Origin of the sequence: Carnobacterium sp. TMP28 (assembly GCF_047553015.1) — a bacterium.
Lineage (GTDB): Bacteria > Bacillota > Bacilli > Lactobacillales > Carnobacteriaceae > Carnobacterium_A.
This window is the reverse complement of record NZ_CP180212.1, coordinates 1279506-1300318: the sequence shown is the minus strand read 5'-3', so window position 1 is coordinate 1300318 and position 20813 is coordinate 1279506. Positions and strand designations below refer to the sequence as shown.

The following is a 20813-nucleotide window of genomic DNA, read 5'->3' as shown; positions in this document are numbered from 1 at the left end:
AAATGAACTTAATTATGTTTGGTACGCGTGAAGATGAAAGAGACGCAGCAAGGGTATGGAGTGAAAAAATAGGTGTAGACGTTGAGACTGTAACAGAAATCTTGACTATGGACACTCTTGATAAAGTAAAAGGCAAAGACGGTATTTTAATCCAACAAACAGGTAAATTAGACGAGAGAATATATCCAGCATTAGCAGAAATGGGTATCAAGCAATTGGCTACTCGTTCAGCTGGCTATGATATGTTTGATTTAACATTAGCGAAAGAAAATGGTTTAGCTATCACGAATGTGCCAGCTTACTCACCAAATGCCATTGCTGAATTTGCGGTAACAGCTTCATTAAATATGATTCGTCATATGGATTTAATTAAAAAGAATGTTGAAAATCATAACTTTAGTTGGAATAAAGCGATTCTTAGTCGAGAAGTACGCTCAATGAAAATTGGGATCGTTGGGACAGGCCGTATTGGTCGCATTACTGGTGAATTATTTGCTGGTTTTGGTGCAGAGATTCTAGGATTTGACTTGTATCCAAATGATGAAGCACGAAAATTCATGAGATACACGGATACACTTGAAGAATTGGTTAGAGAAGTTGACTTGATTTCTATTCATATGCCGGCGACAGATGACAATTTCCATTTATTTAACAAAGAATTATTTGCACAAATGAAAGAGGGTTCATTCTTAATCAATACAGCAAGAGGAAGCATCGTTAAAACCGATGACTTGCTTGAAGCGTTAGAAAGCAATAAATTAGCGGGTGCTGCTTTAGATACGTATGAAAAAGAACATTCCTTTGTGAATAAAGACTTAAAAGGTGCAGCAATTGACGACGAGGTCTTTAATGCCCTAATGGCTAGAGAAGATATTTTCTACACACCTCATATTGCCTTCTACACAGAGACAGCTGTTGAGAATTTAGTAGAAGGTTCGCTGGATGCTACCCGCGAGATTCTAACAACAGGTAAAAGTACGTTTGAAGTAAACTAATTAGTAGAACAGAGTACTAGAAAAAAGAAGCAAATTGCCCTAATTTGAAGGGATTATTGGCTTCTTTTTTTTGTCTGAAAAATTAGTCTGAATGCCATTAAATTAACAGTAGAAATAGCAACAAAAATAGGGTATGATGCTAGCAGAATAGCTTAAAAAAACAAATGCTTTTTTAGGCTAGTAGAGTAGTATAAAAAGTGAGAGGAGCGAGCAAGAACCGCGTACACATCATTAGACTTGTTAAAAACTGAACGAGTAACCAATAAGGGAGAATGAAGATGAAAAAGAAAATTGGCATCGCATTAGGAATAGTTGCAGTTATTATTATCGCAGTCTTTGTTTCACAAAAAGTGCTTTCCTCAAAAGAAGTTGTTGTAGAAGAGATAGAAGATCCTTACGGTATAGACTATTTTACTGTTCCAAGCATGGAACAAGTTTTTGTTAATGGAACAGTCAAACCGGAACAATCACAAGAGTTTCGTAAAGAAGAAGCCTATGGAGCAATGGGAGACTTGCAAGTAGCAAATGGTGAGACGGTAGAAAAAGGCCAATTATTCTATACCTATGAAAATACAGAAGTAGCGACACAACTAAGCGATACAACCAACCAAGTTGCTAGGATGGAAACCCAACGTTCGAATGCTAGTTATAAGAGAGATTTGGCGATTAAAAATTGGAATAAACTACCTGAAGAAGAACGAACTCAAACACTCGAAGAAATAAAAATGGACATGAGTACCGATGATTTAGATGCAGAGATAACAGAGATGTATAACAATATGGCTTCTCTAAAAGAACAACGCTACAAAGAGATTGTTGCTCCTTTTGCAGGAAAAGTATATATACCCGAAGTGAAGGATGCAGAATCTCCGATTTTAAAATTAATTTCAGATCAGTTTTATGTAGCCGGTACAGTTAATGAAAAAGATGTCGGCAAATTAGCTAGCGAGCAAACAGCTGATATTAAAGTCATTTCTAATGACTATGCTGTTACTGGTAAAGTGAGTTTTATTGATTTAAATCCAACAGAAGATGGGGCCCAAGAAGGCGACTACGGTCAAGCGTCAACGATGTCTAGTTATCCTGTTAAGCTTTCTTTAGATACATTAGAAGGCATCCGCAATGGTTACCATGTTCAAGCAGTTGTAAATATCGGAAAAGAACTCATTGCCATTCCGACGAAAGCAATTCATAAAGAAGATAAGGTCTCTTACGTTTTGGTAAATGATTTTGGGACCGTTGTGAGACGCATTATACAACTAGGTGAACAAGAAGGAGAAAATACCATTGTAACTAGCGGATTAGAAGCAGAAGACCAAATTATCCTGTCATCAAAAGTTCCTGTTGAAGAAGGTCAATTGCTTAATGAGGCGACTGATTTAGACGCAATAGATCCTATGACTATGGAAGAATAGGTGGGAGTCGCGATGGAAAAAACAGAAACAACTCAACCGCTGATTGAATTAATAAATGTAACAAAAACCTTCAAACGTGGCAAACAAGAAGTAACCATTTTAAAAGGATTAGACTTAAGCATTTACGAAGGTGAATTTATTATGATTATGGGTAAGTCTGGTAGTGGTAAGACAACACTGATGAATATTATTGGTTTCTTAGACCGCATTAGTTCGGGCATTTACCATTTTCGTGGCGAAGATGTTTCTTCTTTAAATGAAAATAAAAAATCAGATTACCGAAATGCTTTTTTTGGCTTTGTCTTTCAACAATTTTTCTTAATAGAAGCGCTAAATGTTCAACAGAATGTTGAATTGCCAATGGTCTATAAAGGCGTTCATCAAGCAAAAGAGAAAAAAGCAAAAGCGCAACACTTTCTAGATTTAGTCGGTATTGGCGAGAAAATGAAAGACAAAACAACAGAACTTTCTGGTGGACAGCAACAACGTGTAGCGATTGCACGCGCATTGGTTAATGATCCATTATTGATTATGGCAGATGAGCCAACTGGTGCACTTGATAGTGAAACAGGTAAAGTCATTATGGATACATTAAAACAGTTAAACGAAGAAGGAAAAACAATTGTGATGGTTACCCATGATAGCGACTTGACAGCCTATGCTTCACGCGTTATCTACATGAAGGACGGCTGTTTTGAAAAAGAGGTGACAAATGTATGATACGCAATATTTTAATGAGCACTTTCCTAAGTCTTAAAGCACATAAATTGCGAGTTTTCTTGACAATGTTAGGTATTATTATTGGGATTGCTTCTGTGGTTACAATTGCAGCTTTGGGAGAAGGAATTAGACAGCAAACGATTTCTCTAGCTGATTCAACAAATTCTAATGAAGTTAAGATTCAATACATCATGCCGATGTCTGAGGATCCAACGTATTATGAAGAATCAACCTTTGCTTTTTCAAGAGTGGATATGAAGCGAGTACAAAAGACAACAGGCGTAACGTCTATTTTACCTGACTACGGAGAAGGAATGGGAATGGGCAGTTCGGTTGAAATCATTAACGCGGACTTTAATTATTTTGGACAACAATCTTCTCTTCAATTAACGCCGTATAGTGAAGACCATACGATTTTATATGGTAGAAATCTAACTGCAGCAGATACTAATCAGGATGTCATTGTATTGTCCCATGACGTATTTGACTATGGAATTATGATTGATAATCCAGAAGACATGATTGGACAAGCTATTTCATTAAATGGTTACATGTATCAAGTAGTTGGAATCAAGACCCCTTATGATTATGAAAACACATCGTTAACGGGTGGCGGGGATGATTATTTGACCGCTTCCTCGTCAATAGTTCCGCGCTCTTCTTATAATGGGTTAACGAAATATAAACCGATTGTCGGATTAAAAATTAAATTTGATGAGAACACTGATCGTTCTGCTGCTACAGAAGGGATTATTCAAGAACTAAGTGAAACTTATCCTGATGAACAAGGAACCTTTGAAGAAGATCGTTCAAATGAAGAGATGCAACAAGAAATGGAAACGTATATGGCTGGAATCGTTAATTTCTTAATGGCGATAACTGCGATTTCACTTTTGGTAGGTGGGATTGGCGTGATGAACATTATGTACGTATCGGTTACCGAACGCAAACGTGAAATTGGGATTCGTCGTGCTATTGGAGCTAAACCTCGGACTATTTTATTCCAATTTATCCTGGAGGCAGCGTTTATTACTTTCATTGGTGGATTATTAGGCCTAGTTTCAGGATATGGTATTGCGGTATTAGCAGGTAGTTTTATGGACCTTAAACCGGTCTTGACGATGCAGACTATTTTATTGTCCACATCTGTTTCTGTTTTAACGGGATTATTTTTCGGGATTATGCCAGCCGTTAATGCTGCAAAAATGGATCCTATCAAAGCTATTTACCATTAAGTCTGTTTACTTAGTGTAGCTCAAAACGGCACTGCTGGGCTATAGGATAATAAAATAAGTAAATGGTATTCTTTTGAATGCGACGCTTAATTAAAACGTTAATACCTGAAGAGTCAACCGACAAAGAGTTTACCTCATGTTGGTTGACTCTCTTTTTTGTCTCCAGTAAAGGTTAGGAGTATTGTTGAATCAAAAAAGTGGTCAGCAAGATAACCGAAAAATAGAAAACTAAAACATACGGTTGGTGGCAAAAGAAACAGCTAGAGAAAAGACTCTTAGTTTTAAGTTCTATCTTTACTTATTGATGAACGAAAGCCATTCATTTTAGTGTTCATTCTTTTATCGAAAAAGATAGGAGTATTCAGAAATGAATAAAGGGAAAACGTTTTGCATGTTTACTAGATTATACGACACAAAAAAATAGACCAATCAAACAGTTTTATTTCTTTTTTTTAAAGAAATGGAACTGTTTTTATTGAAAGATGCGTTGTAACAGGCTAAATCTCATTGTATTTTAACTTAAGAGAAGAAAAAGCAAAAAAATCTAGAAAAAAAATAATTATAAAAACTGTATAAAAATAGTAAATATACAGTATAAACACTCATTACAGGATGGATATACTGAATAAAGAATATATATGAAATTAATGTTAAAAAATGTGATGAAATCGACATTCAAGATGTAGCATAAGTCTATTTATTCAATATTGTTAGCGTTATCATAAGGATGTAAATAAGAACTAGAGGAGGAAATGAAAGTGAAAAATCCCATTCAAGTTAATTCAGAAATTGGTAAATTAATAAAGGTTATGGTTCATCGTCCAGGTAAAGAGATGGAAAATTTAATGCCTGACTATTTAGATAGATTATTATTTGACGATATTCCTTATCTTAAAGGAGCTCAAGCAGAGCACGATAACTTCGTTAAAGAATTAGAAAATGAAGGAGTCGAAGTTCTCTATTTAGAAAAATTAGCAGCAGAAGCTATTGATGCTGGAAACGTAAAAGAAGCATTCATTGATCAGTGGTTGATAGAAACCGATATTGTGTCAGAAAACGTCAAAGATATTGTTAAAGAAGAGTTATTGAAATTAGATACTTTCGATATGATTCTTAAAACAATGGAAGGTTTTAGAAAAACAGAAGTTAAAGCAGCACACTTTGATAACTCTTTAGCTGATCAATTAGAAAGCGATTATCCATTCTTAGTTGATCCAATGCCAAACCTTTACTTTACACGTGACCCATTCGCAACAATGGCTAATGGTGTTACGATTAACAAAATGTTTTCTGAGACGCGTAACCGTGAGACAATCTATGGAGAGTTCATTTTCAACTACCACCCAGAATACAAAGAAAATGTTGACAAATTTTACTCACGTGATGAAGAAGACCGTATTGAAGGTGGAGATGAGTTAGTTCTTTCTAAAGATATCCTAGCTATTGGTATCTCACAGCGTACAGACTCTCGTGCGATTGAAAAGTTGGCAAAACGAGTATTTGCAGCTGGCGCATTTAAAGAAATATTAGGATTTGATATTGGTGAGCACCGTAAATTTATGCACTTAGATACTGTATTTACAATGGTTGATTACGATAAATTCACTATCCATCCAGAAATTGAAGCAGGATTGCGTGTTATCTCTATCAAACCAGGTAAAGACGGAGAAATTGTCCTTGAAGAAAAAGAAAGTAAAAACTTAGCTGAAGTATTGGCAGAAGCTTTAGGATTAGAAAAAGTAACCTTACTTCGCTGTGGTGGAGGAAGTCTTGTAGACTCAGCTCGTGAGCAGTGGAATGATGGATCAAACACATTAACGATTGCACCAGGTGTCGTTGTTGTGTATGACCGCAACACGATTACAAATAAATTATTAGAAGAAGCAGGATTGCGATTAATTAAAATCCCAGGAAGTGAATTAGTCCGCGGTCGTGGGGGCCCAAGATGTATGACTATGCCTTTTGTTCGTGAAGATTTAGACTAGCAGTATCTTTTTACTAAAAAACACAAAAAAACCATTGGAGGAATATAAAATGAACAATATTTTTCAAGGACGCAGTTTATTAGCAGAAAAAGATTTTACAAAAGAAGAGTTAATGTATCTGATTGATTTTTCACTTCATTTAAAAGAAATGAAGAAAAAAGGCATTCCTCATCATTATTTAGAAGGGAAAAATATTGCTTTATTATTTGAAAAATCTTCTACACGTACACGCTCAGCGTTTACAACAGCCTCAATCGATTTAGGAGCTCATCCTGAGTACCTTGGTAAAGACGACATTCAATTAGGCAAAAAAGAATCTGTTGAAGATACAGCTAAAGTATTAGGTGGCATGTTCGATGGAATTGAGTTTCGTGGATTTAAACAATCAAACGTGGAGAAATTAGCTGAATTTTCAGGCGTTCCCGTTTGGAATGGTTTAACAGACGAATGGCATCCAACACAAATGATTGCTGACTTCTTAACAATCAAAGAAAACTTCGGTAAAGTTGAAGGCATCACTCTTGCATATGCTGGAGATGGCCGTAACAACATGGCAAATAGTCTGTTAGTGACAGGTGCTATTTTAGGCGCAAATATCCGCATTGTCACACCTAAAGCATTGTTCCCAGAACAAGAAATCGTTGATATGGCAGAAAAATTTGCTAAAGAATCTGGTAGCAAACTACTGATTACAGATGACGTTAAAGAAGGCGTTAAAGATGCCGATGTTCTTTATACTGACGTTTGGGTATCAATGGGTGAAGAAGATAAATTTGAAGAACGTGTCAACTTATTAAAACCTTACCAAATCAATATGGACATGGTTAAAGCAACTGGCAAAGAAGATATGATTGTCTTGCATTGCTTGCCAGCATTCCACGATGCAGAAACAGACTATGGCCAAATGGTTAAAGAAAGATTTGGCATTAGTGAAATGGAAATAACAGATGAAGTTTTCCGTAGCAAATACGGTCGCCAATTTGATCAAGCTGAAAATAGAATGCATTCTATCAAAGCAATCATGGCAGCAACATTAGGAAACTTATTTATTCCAAAAGCTTAAGATTAAAAAGTAGGCTAAGAACTGTAGAGCATAGGGAATACTGTCGTCCTTATGCTCTATCTTTCTATTGAAAAAGAATAAAAAACAAGTTAATACTAGTAAATGTAGAATATTCGACATATAATAAGCAAGAACAACCGGTTACAAAAAAATACGAATCAGAATAGGATGGATAATATGACAAAAAGAAAGATTGTAATTGCTTTAGGTGGAAATGCGATTTTATCAGATGACGCTAGTGCAGCTGCACAACAAGCAGCACTTGTAGAAACAGCAGAATATTTGGTGAAATTCATTGAAAATGGGGATGACTTAATCATTTCTCACGGCAATGGTCCTCAAGTAGGAAACTTATTGTTGCAACAAGCAGCTACAGATAGTGAAAAAAATCCAGCAATGCCAATTGATACTTGTGTAGCGATGACACAAGGAAGCATTGGATATTGGATGCAAAATGCTTTAGGAAATGCTTTAGCAAAAAGAAACATTGAAAAACCTGTCGTGGCTATCGTCACTCAAGTAGTTGTAGACGAAAATGACCAAGCTTTCAAAAACCCAACGAAACCAATCGGACCTTTCTTATCAGAAGAAGATGCTAAAAAAGAAATGGAAAAAACAGGTTCAGTATTCAAAGAAGATTCTGGTAGAGGATGGCGCAAAGTTGTTGCATCACCAAAACCTGTTAGCATTCAAGAATACCAAGTGGTTAACCAACTTGTTGAAAGCGGCGTAGTAACCATTTCAGTTGGCGGCGGCGGCGTTCCTGTCATCGTTAAAGATGGCGAATTGACTGGTATTGAAGCGGTTATTGATAAAGATTTTGCTTCTCAAAAATTAGCAGAATTAGTTAAAGCGGACTTACTAGTTGTTTTAACTGGCGTAGACAATGTCTTTGTAAACTACAACAAACCAGATCAAAAGAAACTTGAAAATGTAACCGTTGCTGAGATGAAAAAATATATCTCAGAAGACCAATTTGCACCAGGTAGTATGTTACCTAAAGTAGAAGCTGCTATTGCCTTTGTTGAAAATCATCCTGAAGGAAAAGCAATGATTACTTCTTTAGAAAACGTAGAAAATGTTTTAGAAGGAAATGGCGGAACAATCATTACAAAATAAAGAGTCAAAAAAAGCGTCTTGAAATGAACCAGATTGTAAAAAAATGGGCTCTTTCAAGGCGCTCTTTTTATAAAGAAACACTTATGAAAACAGATAACATAAGCCATTCATTAGTTTAAATCAAAGAAAGCACTAAGGCGTTGTGCTATAATCAATACATAGATAAACTATCATTTTTCACTGTGTCACACATAGGTCGAAAAGGACCACTTTTTCATTTAATTCAATGAATACAAGTAAGGAGCGAATCAAATGCCAATCAAAGAGATGAAAACAAACCAGTTGTATGAATTGCGATTTAAGCCAGTTTTTGCGAACTTAACGGATTCAGAATTCAATTGTCTAAAAAAACACTTGTGTCTTAGAAGTTATAAAAAAGGCCAGGTTTTATTTGATGAAGGCGATAAACGCGAAAAATTATTTTATTTGAAAAAAGGCCTTGTCAGAATAGAACGTTACGATAAGAGTGCTTCATTTTTATACATCGATTACAATAACCCCGATACATTATTTCCATATGGAGGCATGTTCTCTGACGAAACCTATCACTACTCTGCTTATGCAGCTACAGATATTGAATTGTATTATTTGCCTACCGATATTTTTGAGCAACAGGCGATTTATAATCCCAATCAACTATTGTATCTTTACAAAAAAGTCTCAATAATTTTAAGACAACAAGAAAAAAGAATTCAATATTTAGCTGTTTCAAGTGCTACAAGTCGGATTATTAACACATTATTGTATTTAATGGAAAATTTAGGCAAACACATTTCACCTAAAGTGATTGAAATTCCATACCCTATTACAATCAATGAAATAGCAGACATCAGTGGCTGTTCGAGAGAAACGGTAGGCGGTGTATTAAAGCAGCTTAAAGAAGACCAACAGTTAGAGTACGAGCGCAAACAATTTACTTTTTTAAACCCCTCTTATTTTAAATCCTATTCAGAATAAAGTAAGAAAAGAGCTCTACCATCTGAATGGAGAGCTCTTTTTTATCTATCTATTCATCATTTTTAATAAACGCAAACCAACATTTATTTGTAAAAGTTCTTCGGCTTGATTGAATTGAATAGACGTTAACTTTTTAATCTTATCCAACCGGTAACGAACGGTTTTTGGATGAAGGAATAAAGTGTCGGCAGTATCTTTGTAGTTTTGGTTTTTATCCAAAAATACTTTTAAGGTTTCAATTAGATCAGGATGATTCTCATTTAATACAAGTAGGGATTCTGGAATGAATTTTTCAAATTGATCTAAATGATCTATATCAGCAAATAACTGATAAATACCACTATCATGGTAACTATAAATGGCATTCTCTTTACCAAATAAGGTTGTAATCTTTTGTGTGTTTTTTGCTTGTTTGTATAAAGAAGGCAAGTGAAACAAGTCATTTTTATAACTAAAGCTAATAGTGATGTCTAATTGCTCTAAACTGACTATTTTTTTACTTACATCAATACTAGTAAGAAGTTTCTTTTTAATTGTTTCTTCAAGATCTTGTTGAGTATTCATAATAAAAACAATTTTATGATTGCGAATAAGGTAAGCATGCTGTGGCCAATATTTTTTTATCTCTTCGATGAACGTATAAGCAAATTGACGTTCTTTTTTATGCTGTTCATCTGGCAACTCTGCCGTCAAAGAACTAGTAGGTAAGTGACAAATAAAAATTCGGAAATTTAATCCATTTATTAACTTTAAGCTAGAAATTTTTTCACTTAATTCATCGGTATCTTCAATGCGGTTATTTAACAGATCTGAAATAATACTATTTTTATAGTGCAACGTTGTTTGAGAAACGGCGTATTTCTTTAATAATTCCATTTGAAGAAAACTAATGGTGTTTTCAATGGCTAAGAAATCCTCATTAGGTGTAGAGGAATCAAGTTCATGAACGATTAATTCATAAGAATTAATTTTCAAGTTGGGAATAGGAACGACTAATTGTGTGTATGTTTGATTGTTTTCTAGTGATTTAGAGGTGACCTTTCGTCTCGTGTAATCATAGTTCATGTATTTTTGCTTATTTAATGAGATAGATTGAATAAATAAGACGTCATCATAAAGTGGGTTGGTACTAATCCACTCTTCTTTGATAGTGTTTTTTAAACTAATGGGTTTTTTTATTAAGTTTTCTAGAACAGTTAAAATATCTATAATCTCAGGTTCATTTAAAGCCATTTTTGTAAAGTGATTTTGTAAAGAGTAATATTTTTCCAAAAGATGGATGTTATTGTTGATTATTTTTCCCATAACATCTAATAAAATTGGTTCATACTGTGTTTGTTTAGGTATTTGAATTAATGGAAGTTCATTTTTTTCACATAACTCAATAATATAGGCTGGGATAGAAACAACTAACCGATCTATTTTGATAATCAAGCCACTTATTTTAAGCTGATAAGCTTTGGTAAAAAAATCACTTAGCTCTGCAGAGGAGAGATCTTTTAGAGCATAGTAGCTACTGAGCAATAACTCCCCTTCACGACCCCAGCTTTCGATGTCTGGACCTTCTACAATCATAATACCGGTTACACTATTTGTTAACCCAGCATGTTTCGTTAAAATCGTTGCTTCTTTGAGTGAATCAAAATCAAGCAATTCTTTTACTGTTAAATTCATACAGTCACTTCCTTGTTTGTCATTATAAAGCAATAGTCAAAGCATTTAGCTGTTCGAGATATAAAACGCTTTATTCTTTGGGATAGTACGATAATGAATTGGGTAACAAAACATGATAGACTACAAAAGAAGTGTATTCACTATAACAGAAAAATAAGATGAGAACCATTAAAAACTATCTATGAGAGAGTAGGAATACAGAAAAAAGATAGAATTATCTGTAAAAAAAAAAGCTGTTATATGAACTGAAAATAAAAAAAAGGGAAGAAAATTATATGACTATACCCATTACTATCTTTTTTTGGATTGTTTGTGTTGTTCCTATCCTGTTATTGCTTATTTTAATGGTTTTTTTTCAATGGGGAGCCTCAAAAGCTGCACCATTCACATTGCTTTTAACTTGTGTAGTAAGTCTAGTAGTTTTTAAAGCTAATCTTACTGTGCTAATTAGCGAATTATTGAAGGCCTCATGGAGTTCATTAGGTATTATTTATGTCATACTAGCAGCTATTTTATTATATGAAATTGGGACAAAAGCAGCTGCATTTGATGTATTGAATCACTTGTTCCAGAGGTTAGCACCTAATGAACTCATTCGAATTTTTATGATTGGATTATCTTTTGCTAGTTTTTTACAAGGGATTACCGGTTTTGGAGTGCCTGTTTTGATTGTTGCCCCATTGCTATTAACGATGGGTGTTGCCCCACTCTATGCAGTCATTATTCCTCTTTTAGGTCATAGTTGGGCTGGGACTTTTGGGACTTTAGCACTTGGTTGGCAAGTATTATTGAGCCAAACGGGGATAGTAGATCCAACTCTTATCAGACATACTGCTATTTATGCTTCACTTTTATTGTTTCTTTTAACTAGTTTATTTAACTTAATTATCGCATTTTTATATGGAAAAAAGAAAGCTGTTAAAAAAGTGTTCCCAGCTTTGATGGTTGTTTCACTAGTACAAGGAGTTGGACAATTAATTATTTCTTTGATTATACCTGAGTTAGCCGTAGTTATTCCAAGTATATTATCTCTTATTGCTTTGATTTTCCTTTCTAAAACGCCATGGTATCGTGAACCTTGGAGAATAAAGAATAGTAAGATAATGATTCGAATAAGCGATGATTTTCCTTTCTTGGCCAAAACGGACATGACAACAAAACAAGCTTTGCTGCCTTATTTTGTGATGTTTTTTTTATCGCTGATTGTCTTGCTGGTTACTCCTCTCAAGAAAATCTTAAGTTCTGTTCAATTTGGACCAAGCTTTAGTCAGACTGAAACAGGGTACGGAGTGATTAATCAAGCGGTTGAATCGTACGCACCCTTGACACCGTTTACACACGTTGGGACTTTTTTACTTATAACCAGCTTGTTTACTTATTGGTATTATCGAAAGAAGAAACGACTAAAAACAACTTGCTTAAGTGAGTTAGTTAAAAAGGCATTAAAGAAAACGATCTCACCAGGTCTAGCCATATTATCACTGTTGTGTATTTCTCGTGTTATGGTAGGTACAGGACAAACATTCGTCCTAGCACAAGGTATTGCGATGGTACTAAAAGAACGCTATATTTTCATTTCTCCTTTTATTGGTTTATTGGGCTCGTTCATCACGGGTAGCAATATGACTTCTAATATCCTTTTTGGCGAATTTCAATTACATGCTTCTGATTATATTGGATTGAAAAATTCACTTATCTTGGGAGCTCAGACAGCAGGTGGCGGAATAGGAACTTCTATCGCACCCGGAAATATAATTTTAGGGACAACGACAGCGGGTATTTTGGGATCCGAAGGCAGGGTGTTGATTAAGTTGATTCCATACACGTTGCTAGCAGCGGCTCTATTTGGATTGGCGCTTTACTTAGATTTTAAATTTTTATAAAAAAAACCTTATCTAGTCGTTTTTTTAACGACTAGATAAGGTTTTTTTAGTTGATATAAAGGATTAATCTTCCAACCACTCAAGTAGTTCTTTGTATATTTGTAAAGCTTCTTTATTTGTTGGATCGCTATCAAAATCATGATTGGCTTGTTCAAGTGAAATGAATTTAGCCGAAGAAACTTTTTCACTCAAGTTTTTTCCTTGTTGGAAAGGAACGTCGTTATCTGTTTTGCTCTGAGCGATAAAAACTGGTGGAAGATTAGCCAATTCATCATCTGAAAGGGAAAATTGATTTTGATTCTTTTTATCAGGTAAGACTAAATCCAACCAACTTCCTGATTGTCTAGCATAAAGATAAATAGCATAACGTGTTTGCAATGGGCCTTTAGCCAGAGGAACTGGTTGAGTTAGTTGAGCAACTAAGGATTTAGGCATAATTGGATACTGTTGGTAGTGTTTACTTGGTAAACGATAAAAAGATTCTTGAATAGAATAGTATCCATAAAAGCTGATGATTTTATTGGGTCTTTTCCCTGTATTTAAATCACTTCCAACAAGTAAAGCTAAATAAGCTCCAGCAGACCGGCCAAATAAATGGTAATCATTTGAGGGTAAATGTAGGATTGTGTCATAATGACTAATGAACCATTTAACAGCTTCGATGGCACTGCTATAAATTTCTGGTAAAGCCGTTTCTGGTGCTAGAGGGTAGTCGACAGTTAAAAGATGGTAACCAGCCTTTAGAAAAAGATCAATGTAAGCAGATGGTAAATCGTCACGATCGCCCCAAATTAGTCCACCACCGTGAAAATAGATAATGGTTTCATTTTTTACATTATCTGTAGCTCGATAAAAAGAAGTCGATAATGTAAGAGAAGAATGAGTAGCATAAGAAAAAATTTCTGGTTCCATATTGTTAAACCTCCTGAATTTTACTTGAAAACGGGATGCAGTAAGCTCAAAGTATAACAAAAGAAAGGCAATAAGAGGGGGTGTATTTTGTTTTTTGGGTAAAATTATACATATAAGACAATAAAAGGGTGTGTTTTTTAGCTCTATGGTACAATGCAATTATATAGGAAAGGCGTTATACTTTATGTTGTAAGCCTTTCCTTTAGCAGCAAATTTATGTCGTATTTTAGTACTGTTAGTACTGTTTGATCAAAAATTACTTAATTTTTGTAAAAGGGGGGCAAATTTAGTTCATTAGTAGATAGTAATGGTCTTATTCTTCTAAAGGAGGATAAAGTCGTATTGAAAGAAACTAGAACCAGAATTTTTGAGACTACTTTTAATCGGAAAACCAGTAAAATGAACAATGCAACTAGATTTTCAACTTGTCATGCTAACTAAAGGATCGGTTAAGCGACCAATTAAATTAAATAGATTGCGAGGAATCAAAATGTTACACACAATTATTAAAGAAAATTCTTATCAAGACTCAATTGTACTAATGTTGTTAACAAACAAACTAAACACAATTGAAGGCGTTAAAAAAGTTTCTATTATGATGGGAACACCTGCTAATAAAGATTTATTCGAGGGAAGCGGCTTAAAAACACCAGAACTTGCATCAGCTTCTGCAAATGATATGGCTCTTGTCGTAGATGCAGAAAACGATGGCGTAATGGATGCTGTCTTAACAGAAGTAGATGAATTCTTAGCTTCACAAGCAACAACAGATTCAGAAGACACGAACGAAACAGCCCGCACATGGTCAACAGCTATGAAGTTAGGAAAAGATGCTAATGTTGCATTGATTTCTGTTCCTGGTACGTATGCAGCTCTTGAAACAGAAAAAGCATTAGACGAAGGATTAAACCCATTTATCTTTAGTGACAACGTTTCAATCGAAGACGAAGTTCGCTTGAAGAAAAAAGCTCACGAAAAAGGCTTAATCATGATGGGACCTGACTGTGGAACGGGTATTATTAACGGCGTTCCAATGGCATTTACAAACATTGTTAGACCAGGAAGAATCAGCATTGTTGGTGCTTCAGGTACAGGAATTCAAGAAGTTTCAACGATCATTGATAAATTAGGTGCAGGTGTAACTAATGCTATTGGTACCGGTGGCCGTGACTTATCAGAAGAAGTTGGCGGAATTACAATGCTAGATACAATCGTAGCATTAGAAGAAGACCCTAATACAGACGTAATCGTGGTTATTTCTAAGCCACCTGCAAAATCTGTTAGAGATAAAGTGCTTGGTTTATTAAGACAAGTGTCTAAACCAGTTGTCACAATTTTCTTAGGTGAAAAACCAACATACCACGAAAAAGATCTTTACCATGCTTACACATTAGAAGAAACGGCTAAATTAGCTGTTGCTTTATTAAATGGCGAAGAAGTTAAAGCATTAGATGAAACAGTAACGATTCCTGATGTTGAATTGACACCAGAACAAACCTTGATTAAAGGGTATTATTCAGGTGGAACACTAGCTAACGAAGCAGGAATGTTAATTGCTGATGGCTTGAACCTTGAAGAAGGTTTAACTCATGAAGATGGATTTATTTTAAATTCTGCAGGACATGAAATCATCGATTTAGGGGACGACATGTACACACAAGGAAAACCTCACCCAATGATTGATCCTGAAAAGAGAATTGAAATGATTCAAACAGCCGGAGACAACCCAGAAACAGCAGTCATCTTATTAGATGTTGTACTTGGTTACGGCGCACATGACGACATGGCGACAGAATTAGCTCCAGCTATTAAAGAAGCTAAAGACAGTGCTAAAAAAGATGGACGTGAACTATTGGTTCTAGGAACAGTCGTTGGAACAACAGCTGATCCACAAAACTTAGTTCGTCAACAACAAATTCTTGAAGAAGCTGGCGTGATTGTTTGTTCAAGTAACAACAAAGCTGTTCGTACAGCTCTAGGTTTACTAGGACATACTATAAAAGACGAAGAAAAAGGCTTCAAAGTAGTTGAAGAAGCAACAAGTGCTTCATTGCCTAAAGCCTCTCAAGCTGTTTTAGACTTGCTAAGCACAAAACCTCACGTAATCAACGTTGGTTTGAAGAGCTTTGCGGAAGCAATTGAAGAAAACCAAGGTAAAGCTGTTCAATTTGACTGGAGACCAAGTGCTGGTGGAGATGTAAAACTTCAAAAAATCTTGTACTTCTTAGATAATTACGTAGCTAAATAAAACGAATAAATTGTAGAACAATATAGGAGGGTTTTTAAAAAATGAATTATAAAACAATTGGCGAAGCAAACCAAGCTGTCATTGATAAAATTGTAGCAGGTTCTCCATTTTTATTAGATGTTGTACCCGCAAAAACGGTTATTAAAGAATTGAACGGAAAAGTATTGTTACATGCTGGACCTCCAATTAAATATGAAAACATGACGGACCCAATGAAGGGTTCATGTGTTGGAGCTTCACTTTTTGAAGAGTGGGCTACATCTGAAGAAGAAGCAAGAGCAATGCTTGATAGAGGCGAAGTATCGTTTATTCCTTGTCATCACGTAGATGCTGTTGGACCAATGGGTGGAATCACTTCTGGAAACATGCCTGTTTTAGTAGTAGAAAATAGAACAGACGGCAACCGTGCTTACTGTACGTTAAATGAAGGAATTGGTGCTGTTTTACGTTTTGGAGCTTACAACGAAGAAGTTGTTACTCGTCTACGTTGGATGCGCGATATCTTAGGACCTGCATTGAGTAAAGTATTGAACAAGATGGACGAAGGGATGAACTTGAACGTTATCATTGCAAAATCAATTGCAATGGGAGATGAGTTCCACCAACGTAACATCGCTGCTTCATTAAACTTCTTAAAAGAAGTTGTTCCTTATATGTCTGAAATCGATATGAACGAAAAAGATCGCCAAGATGTTTTAGTCTTCTTAGCAGATACGGATCAATTCTTCTTAAACCCAATGATGGCAGCTGCTAAAGTTGTTATGGATGGAGCAAGAATGATTGAAGAAGGTACAATCGTTACAGCTATGACAAGAAACGGTGAAAACTTTGGTATTCGTATCAGTGGTATGGGAGACGAGTGGTTCACTGGTCCTGTTAACACACCAAAAGGACTTTACTTCTCTGGTTTTTCTGAAGATGATGCCAATCCAGATATTGGAGATAGCTCAATAACAGAAACATTTGGTGTTGGTGGAATGGCAATGGTTGCTGCTCCAGCAGTTACACGTTTTGTTGGTACTGGTGGTTTTGGTGATGCACTAAAAACAAGTAATGACATGATGGAAATTACAGTTGGTCACAACACAAACTTCCCAATTCCAACATGGGACTTTAAAGGTATCGTACTAGGAATTGATGCAAGAAAAGTTGTTTCAACAGGTATTTTACCAGTAATCAACACAGGTATTGCAAACAAAGTTGCAGGCAGAGGTCAAATTGGCGCAGGAACAGTAAATCCTCCAATTGAAGCTTTTGAAAAAGCTGTTACAGCGTATGCAAAAAAATTAGGTATGGAAATTTAAATTTAATTTAATCTAAAATAGATGATCAGTGAGTGAGTAAAGCAAACAAAAGGTTTGAAAGCTCATTGATTCATTTTTTCATCTTGTTTATTAGGAAGGACTAACATGATTTTTATTCAGAAGATGTCAAAACAGTTAAAAGAACAAATGCAACTTGATCAAGATAAGTTGACTTCTTGGAAAGTGCATAGTATCTTTAAAAATGGTTTTAATTTAATGAGTGGGAAGCAGTTACTTTTTATAGGAACAGATAAAAATGGAGAGCTGCCTTTTTCTTTGCATTTAACTGCAAGAGATACGAAAGCAATCTTAAAAGAAATCAGTATTGGCGATACCTTTCATTATGATTATGAAAAAAAAGTCATGACTGTTCATCAACTAATTCTTTCGTTTGATTATTGTTCTGTTTATAATTCTATTTTACCTTTGCAACAAAAAATCAGTATAAATCAGATAGATTCGGCTTTAGAAGAAGCTGAAAAGATTTTAGCATTAAATGGATTTAAAAAACGATTGCCATTATTTTTTACTACTATAGAATATGATGAATCCTTTATAAAATCAATTGAAGGCCTCTTTTCGAATGAAGAACAAATCCTAAAAGAAAGTATGCTTTATTTTATAGGGCGTGGAATGGGATTAACCCCTTCAGGAGATGATCTTTTAGTCGGTTTACTGAGTATTGACTCAGGCTATCCTCTATTAGATGAACGTTTTCGCAGTATTCTTATGGAGCTGCTAGAAACAAAGAGTCTAACAACTATTGTGGCAGAAACGTATTTACGTTATGCCTCTCAACACAAATACAGTACAACGATTGTATCTTTTGTTGGGGAACTGAATGAACACCCAAGTGGAAATCAACTTAAAGTAGATTTTAACACTATCCTGACAAATGGAAGTACGTCAGGTTTAGACACCATGACCGGAATGCTTTTCGGAATATTATCAGAAAAAAGGAGAATAAGTTTATAATGGGGAAACGTGTAGTTATCGCTCTTGGCGGAAATGCCATTTTAAGACCAAATCAAAAAGCAACATTTGAAAACCAAATGGAAAATGTAGGCATCAGCACAGATTCTATTTCAGATGTTAAAAAAGCGGGACATCAAGTTATTGTTACCCACGGAAACGGCCCACAAGTTGGGAATATTTTGAGACAAAACGAAGAAGCTAAAGAGGTTGTTCCTCAATTGCCCTTACACGTTTTAAGTGCACAATCACAAGGATTTATTGGTTACATGATGGAACAATCATTGAAAAATGCTTTGCTTTCAAAAGGTATCTCAGGAAACGTTGTAACTGTTTTAACACAAACAGAAGTAGACGCAGCGGATAAAGCCTTCCAAAATCCAACAAAGCCAATCGGTGTTTTTTACACTGAAGAAGAGTCTAATCAATTAACCATTGAAAAAGGATGGGAAATGGCAGAAGATGCAGGCCGCGGTTACCGTCGTGTTGTTGCTTCTCCACAACCTAAAAAAATCCATGGCGTTGACTCAATTAAAGCATTAATTGAAAATGATACTGTTGTTATTTCGACAGGTGGCGGTGGAATACCGGTTGTTTCTGATGAAAAGGGAATGCTATCAGGAATAGAAGCGGTTATTGATAAAGATTTGTCTGGTTTGAGATTAGCAGAACAAGTTGATGCTGATGTATTTATGATCTTAACAGACGTAAACAATGTTTATTTGAACTATGGTAAGCCAGATCAAATGAAGCTAGAAACAGTTACTGTAGAGGAAGCCAATCGCTACGTCGCAGAAGGACATTTCGCAGCTGGAAGTATGGGACCAAAAATGGAAGCTGCAATTGCTTTTGCATCAAACGGCAAAGAAGCCATTATTTGTTCATTAGAAAATGCTGTTGATGCTTTAGCTGGTCTTTCAGGAACAAGAATTATACTAGGGAGTGGAAACAAATGAAATTGACAAAAAAGATTGTACTTTTATTGATGTACGCAGCGGTAGCTATTATTACACCGTTAACCGTATTTGCTGCAGGAATTGATGCAGTTACAGCACCAACAGGATTCATGGCTATTGTTACTCTTATACCTTTAATCGTTGTTTTAACGTTATTATTCTTAAAAGTAGACATGATTATTGCCGGATTAGCTGGTGGAGCGTTAGCTATGTTGATTGGTGGAATTGGTTTGGCAGAAGTCAACACACAATTCTTAGCCGCTATTCCTACAATGCTAACGATCACCGTTCCAATTATTAACTCTGCTATTGCGATGGCTGTGTTTAAATCGGGTGGGTATACTGCCGCTTTAACATTAGCTAAAAGAGGAACAAAAGGTAAAGTAGAATACGTTTCAGCCTTTATCGTTGTATTAGTTGCAGCTGCAACGTATATGTCTGGTATTGGTGGAGGAAGTGCAATGGTTATTGCACCATTAGCTTTCGCAGCAGTTGGAGTTGTTCCAGAATTGATTGCCGCTATGTCTTTAGCAGCAGCAGTATCTTTCACAACATCACCAGCTTCACTTGAGTCTAGTATCGTTTCAAAATTAGGTGATGTTCCTGTAAGTGAATACGTTGCTACAATGCGTCCTTACTGGTTATTATTTGTTGCTATTGCAATTTTACTAGCATTCTTTGGTACAAAACGTCGCAACTTAGGTTTTAAAGAAGAAGCAAATGACGAGTATTCAAAATTATCAAACAGTCAATTAGTTAAATTAACTCTTCCAGCAGTATTCCTATTGTTTGCTGTTATCTTAGGACCAGTTATTAATAAATTAGTTGGATATGCTATTTTCACACCGTTAACTTATATGGTTGTGACACTTGCATTAATCTTCTTCTTCTCTAAATTCAATTTGAATGAAACAGCTGAATCAATGATTGACGGATCTACGTACATCTTGACACGTTTATTCCAAGTTGGTATCTTCTTAGGATTCATTAACGTGATTGCACAAACAGGAACATTTGCTGTTATCGCTGGTGTAGCTGAAGCAGCACCTGCAGTATTAGTTGTACCTGTAGCTGTTTTAACGGGTATTTTAATTGGTATTCCAGCCGGAGCTTATGTTGGCTCAATCTTGACATTGGTTTTACCTGTTGCCGTTTCATTAGGTTTCACACCACTAGCACTAGGTTTCGTTACTATCGGTGTTGGTTTTGGTAGCCAAATGAGTTTCGTTAACATCACCATGCAAGCTTTATCTTCAGGATTTAATATTCCTATTTTAGAAGTTGTTAAAGGTAACGTTAAATGGATTACATTGGCTTCAGTCTTGTTATTAGTTATCTCATTAGTATTTGCATAATCATAAAAAAGGAGAGATTT

16 protein-coding genes are annotated in these 20813 nt (G+C 35.4%); 14 read left to right on the top strand and 2 right to left on the bottom strand.

Annotation, left to right across the window (positions count from 1 at the left end):
* Nucleotides 1-2 precede the first annotated feature (2 nt).
* The 8 genes from ACMHYH_RS06290 to ACMHYH_RS06255 all read left to right on the top strand — a co-directional run bounded on the left by ACMHYH_RS06290 (nt 3) and on the right by ACMHYH_RS06255 (nt 9489).
* The gene (locus tag ACMHYH_RS06290) at nt 3-995 is read left to right on the top strand and encodes a D-2-hydroxyacid dehydrogenase (protein WP_414838558.1); all 993 of its coding nucleotides are present in this window, start codon (nt 3-5) and stop codon (nt 993-995) included.
* Nucleotides 996-1273: 278 nt separating this feature from the next.
* Nucleotides 1274-2410 carry an efflux RND transporter periplasmic adaptor subunit gene (locus ACMHYH_RS06285; protein ID WP_414838557.1) on the top strand — a complete coding sequence of 379 codons (1137 nt, stop codon included), beginning with the start codon at nt 1274-1276 and terminating at the stop codon, nt 2408-2410.
* A 12-nt stretch (nt 2411-2422) separates the two neighbouring features.
* Nucleotides 2423-3130: an ABC transporter ATP-binding protein gene (locus ACMHYH_RS06280; RefSeq protein ID WP_414838556.1), complete on the top strand. Its 708-nt coding sequence runs from the start codon at nt 2423-2425 to the stop codon at nt 3128-3130.
* The gene (locus tag ACMHYH_RS06275) at nt 3127-4365 is read left to right on the top strand and encodes an ABC transporter permease (protein WP_414838555.1); all 1239 of its coding nucleotides are present in this window, start codon (nt 3127-3129) and stop codon (nt 4363-4365) included. The genes ACMHYH_RS06280 and ACMHYH_RS06275 overlap by 4 nt, the downstream gene beginning before the upstream one ends.
* Before the next feature lie 752 nt (nt 4366-5117).
* Entirely contained in the window at nt 5118-6350 is a 1233-nt protein-coding gene (gene arcA / locus ACMHYH_RS06270; RefSeq protein ID WP_414838554.1) for an arginine deiminase, read from the top strand.
* Between the two features lie 49 nt (nt 6351-6399).
* Nucleotides 6400-7413, top strand: coding sequence for an ornithine carbamoyltransferase (gene argF, locus ACMHYH_RS06265; RefSeq protein ID WP_414838553.1), 1014 nt, complete (start codon nt 6400-6402; stop codon nt 7411-7413).
* Nucleotides 7414-7590: 177 nt separating this feature from the next.
* Nucleotides 7591-8532, top strand: coding sequence for a carbamate kinase (arcC, locus tag ACMHYH_RS06260; protein ID WP_414838552.1), 942 nt, complete (start codon nt 7591-7593; stop codon nt 8530-8532).
* A gap of 252 nt (nt 8533-8784) precedes the next feature.
* The gene (locus ACMHYH_RS06255; RefSeq protein ID WP_414838551.1) at nt 8785-9489 is read left to right on the top strand and encodes a Crp/Fnr family transcriptional regulator; all 705 of its coding nucleotides are present in this window, start codon (nt 8785-8787) and stop codon (nt 9487-9489) included.
* Nucleotides 9490-9534: 45 nt separating this feature from the next.
* Here ACMHYH_RS06255 and ACMHYH_RS06250 read toward each other — a convergent pair whose 3' ends face one another.
* Complete coding sequence (locus ACMHYH_RS06250; protein WP_414838550.1) at nt 9535-11163, bottom strand: PucR family transcriptional regulator; 1629 nt, start codon at nt 11161-11163, stop codon at nt 9535-9537.
* Between the two features lie 275 nt (nt 11164-11438).
* Between ACMHYH_RS06250 and ACMHYH_RS06245 the strand changes: the two genes are divergently transcribed.
* The gene (locus ACMHYH_RS06245; protein ID WP_414838549.1) at nt 11439-13046 is read left to right on the top strand and encodes an L-lactate permease; all 1608 of its coding nucleotides are present in this window, start codon (nt 11439-11441) and stop codon (nt 13044-13046) included.
* Between the two features lie 63 nt (nt 13047-13109).
* Here the strand turns inward: ACMHYH_RS06245 and ACMHYH_RS06240 are convergent, their stop codons facing one another.
* Nucleotides 13110-13958 (bottom strand): alpha/beta hydrolase, encoded by an 849-nt coding sequence (locus tag ACMHYH_RS06240; RefSeq protein ID WP_414838548.1) that lies wholly within the window; start codon nt 13956-13958, stop codon nt 13110-13112.
* A gap of 490 nt (nt 13959-14448) precedes the next feature.
* On the opposite strand from ACMHYH_RS06240, the gene fdrA reads away from it, so the two are divergent.
* The 5 genes from fdrA (at nt 14449) to ACMHYH_RS06215 (ending at nt 20793) form a co-directional block, all read left to right on the top strand.
* Nucleotides 14449-16206 carry an acyl-CoA synthetase FdrA gene (gene fdrA, locus ACMHYH_RS06235; protein WP_414840358.1) on the top strand — a complete coding sequence of 586 codons (1758 nt, stop codon included), beginning with the start codon at nt 14449-14451 and terminating at the stop codon, nt 16204-16206.
* A 41-nt stretch (nt 16207-16247) separates the two neighbouring features.
* Nucleotides 16248-17510 carry a DUF1116 domain-containing protein gene (locus ACMHYH_RS06230; RefSeq protein ID WP_414838547.1) on the top strand — a complete coding sequence of 421 codons (1263 nt, stop codon included), beginning with the start codon at nt 16248-16250 and terminating at the stop codon, nt 17508-17510.
* Nucleotides 17511-17615: 105 nt separating this feature from the next.
* Complete coding sequence (locus ACMHYH_RS06225; protein WP_414838546.1) at nt 17616-18485, top strand: DUF2877 domain-containing protein; 870 nt, start codon at nt 17616-17618, stop codon at nt 18483-18485.
* Complete coding sequence (gene arcC / locus ACMHYH_RS06220) at nt 18485-19438, top strand: carbamate kinase (RefSeq protein WP_414838544.1); 954 nt, start codon at nt 18485-18487, stop codon at nt 19436-19438. The genes ACMHYH_RS06225 and arcC (ACMHYH_RS06220) overlap by 1 nt, the downstream gene beginning before the upstream one ends.
* Nucleotides 19435-20793, top strand: a complete 1359-nt coding sequence (locus tag ACMHYH_RS06215) for a citrate transporter (RefSeq protein WP_414838543.1) — start codon at nt 19435-19437, stop codon at nt 20791-20793. Before arcC (ACMHYH_RS06220) ends, ACMHYH_RS06215 begins: the two co-directional genes overlap by 4 nt.
* Nucleotides 20794-20813 lie beyond the last annotated feature (20 nt).

Excerpts from the sequence above, each read along its gene's own strand:
- ACMHYH_RS06215 (WP_414838543.1), top strand. The coding sequence starts at position 19,435 with ATGAAATTGACAAAAAAGATTGTACTTTTATTGATGTACGCAGCGGTA.
- arcA (WP_414838554.1), top strand. The coding sequence starts at position 5,118 with ATGAAAGTGAAAAATCCCATTCAAGTTAATTCAGAAATTGGTAAATTA.
- ACMHYH_RS06275 (WP_414838555.1), top strand. The coding sequence starts at position 3,127 with ATGATACGCAATATTTTAATGAGCACTTTCCTAAGTCTTAAAGCACAT.
- arcC (WP_414838544.1), top strand. The coding sequence starts at position 18,485 with ATGGGGAAACGTGTAGTTATCGCTCTTGGCGGAAATGCCATTTTAAGA.
- ACMHYH_RS06285 (WP_414838557.1), top strand. The coding sequence starts at position 1,274 with ATGAAAAAGAAAATTGGCATCGCATTAGGAATAGTTGCAGTTATTATT.
- argF (WP_414838553.1), top strand. The coding sequence starts at position 6,400 with ATGAACAATATTTTTCAAGGACGCAGTTTATTAGCAGAAAAAGATTTT.
- ACMHYH_RS06290 (WP_414838558.1), top strand. The coding sequence starts at position 3 with ATGAACTTAATTATGTTTGGTACGCGTGAAGATGAAAGAGACGCAGCA.
- ACMHYH_RS06255 (WP_414838551.1), top strand. The coding sequence starts at position 8,785 with ATGCCAATCAAAGAGATGAAAACAAACCAGTTGTATGAATTGCGATTT.
- arcC (WP_414838552.1), top strand. The coding sequence starts at position 7,591 with ATGACAAAAAGAAAGATTGTAATTGCTTTAGGTGGAAATGCGATTTTA.
- ACMHYH_RS06280 (WP_414838556.1), top strand. The coding sequence starts at position 2,423 with ATGGAAAAAACAGAAACAACTCAACCGCTGATTGAATTAATAAATGTA.
- ACMHYH_RS06230 (WP_414838547.1), top strand. The coding sequence starts at position 16,248 with ATGAATTATAAAACAATTGGCGAAGCAAACCAAGCTGTCATTGATAAA.
- ACMHYH_RS06225 (WP_414838546.1), top strand. The coding sequence starts at position 17,616 with ATGATTTTTATTCAGAAGATGTCAAAACAGTTAAAAGAACAAATGCAA.
- ACMHYH_RS06245 (WP_414838549.1), top strand. The coding sequence starts at position 11,439 with ATGACTATACCCATTACTATCTTTTTTTGGATTGTTTGTGTTGTTCCT.
- fdrA (WP_414840358.1), top strand. The coding sequence starts at position 14,449 with ATGTTACACACAATTATTAAAGAAAATTCTTATCAAGACTCAATTGTA.
- ACMHYH_RS06250 (WP_414838550.1), bottom strand. The coding sequence starts at position 11,163 with ATGAATTTAACAGTAAAAGAATTGCTTGATTTTGATTCACTCAAAGAA.
- ACMHYH_RS06240 (WP_414838548.1), bottom strand. The coding sequence starts at position 13,958 with ATGGAACCAGAAATTTTTTCTTATGCTACTCATTCTTCTCTTACATTA.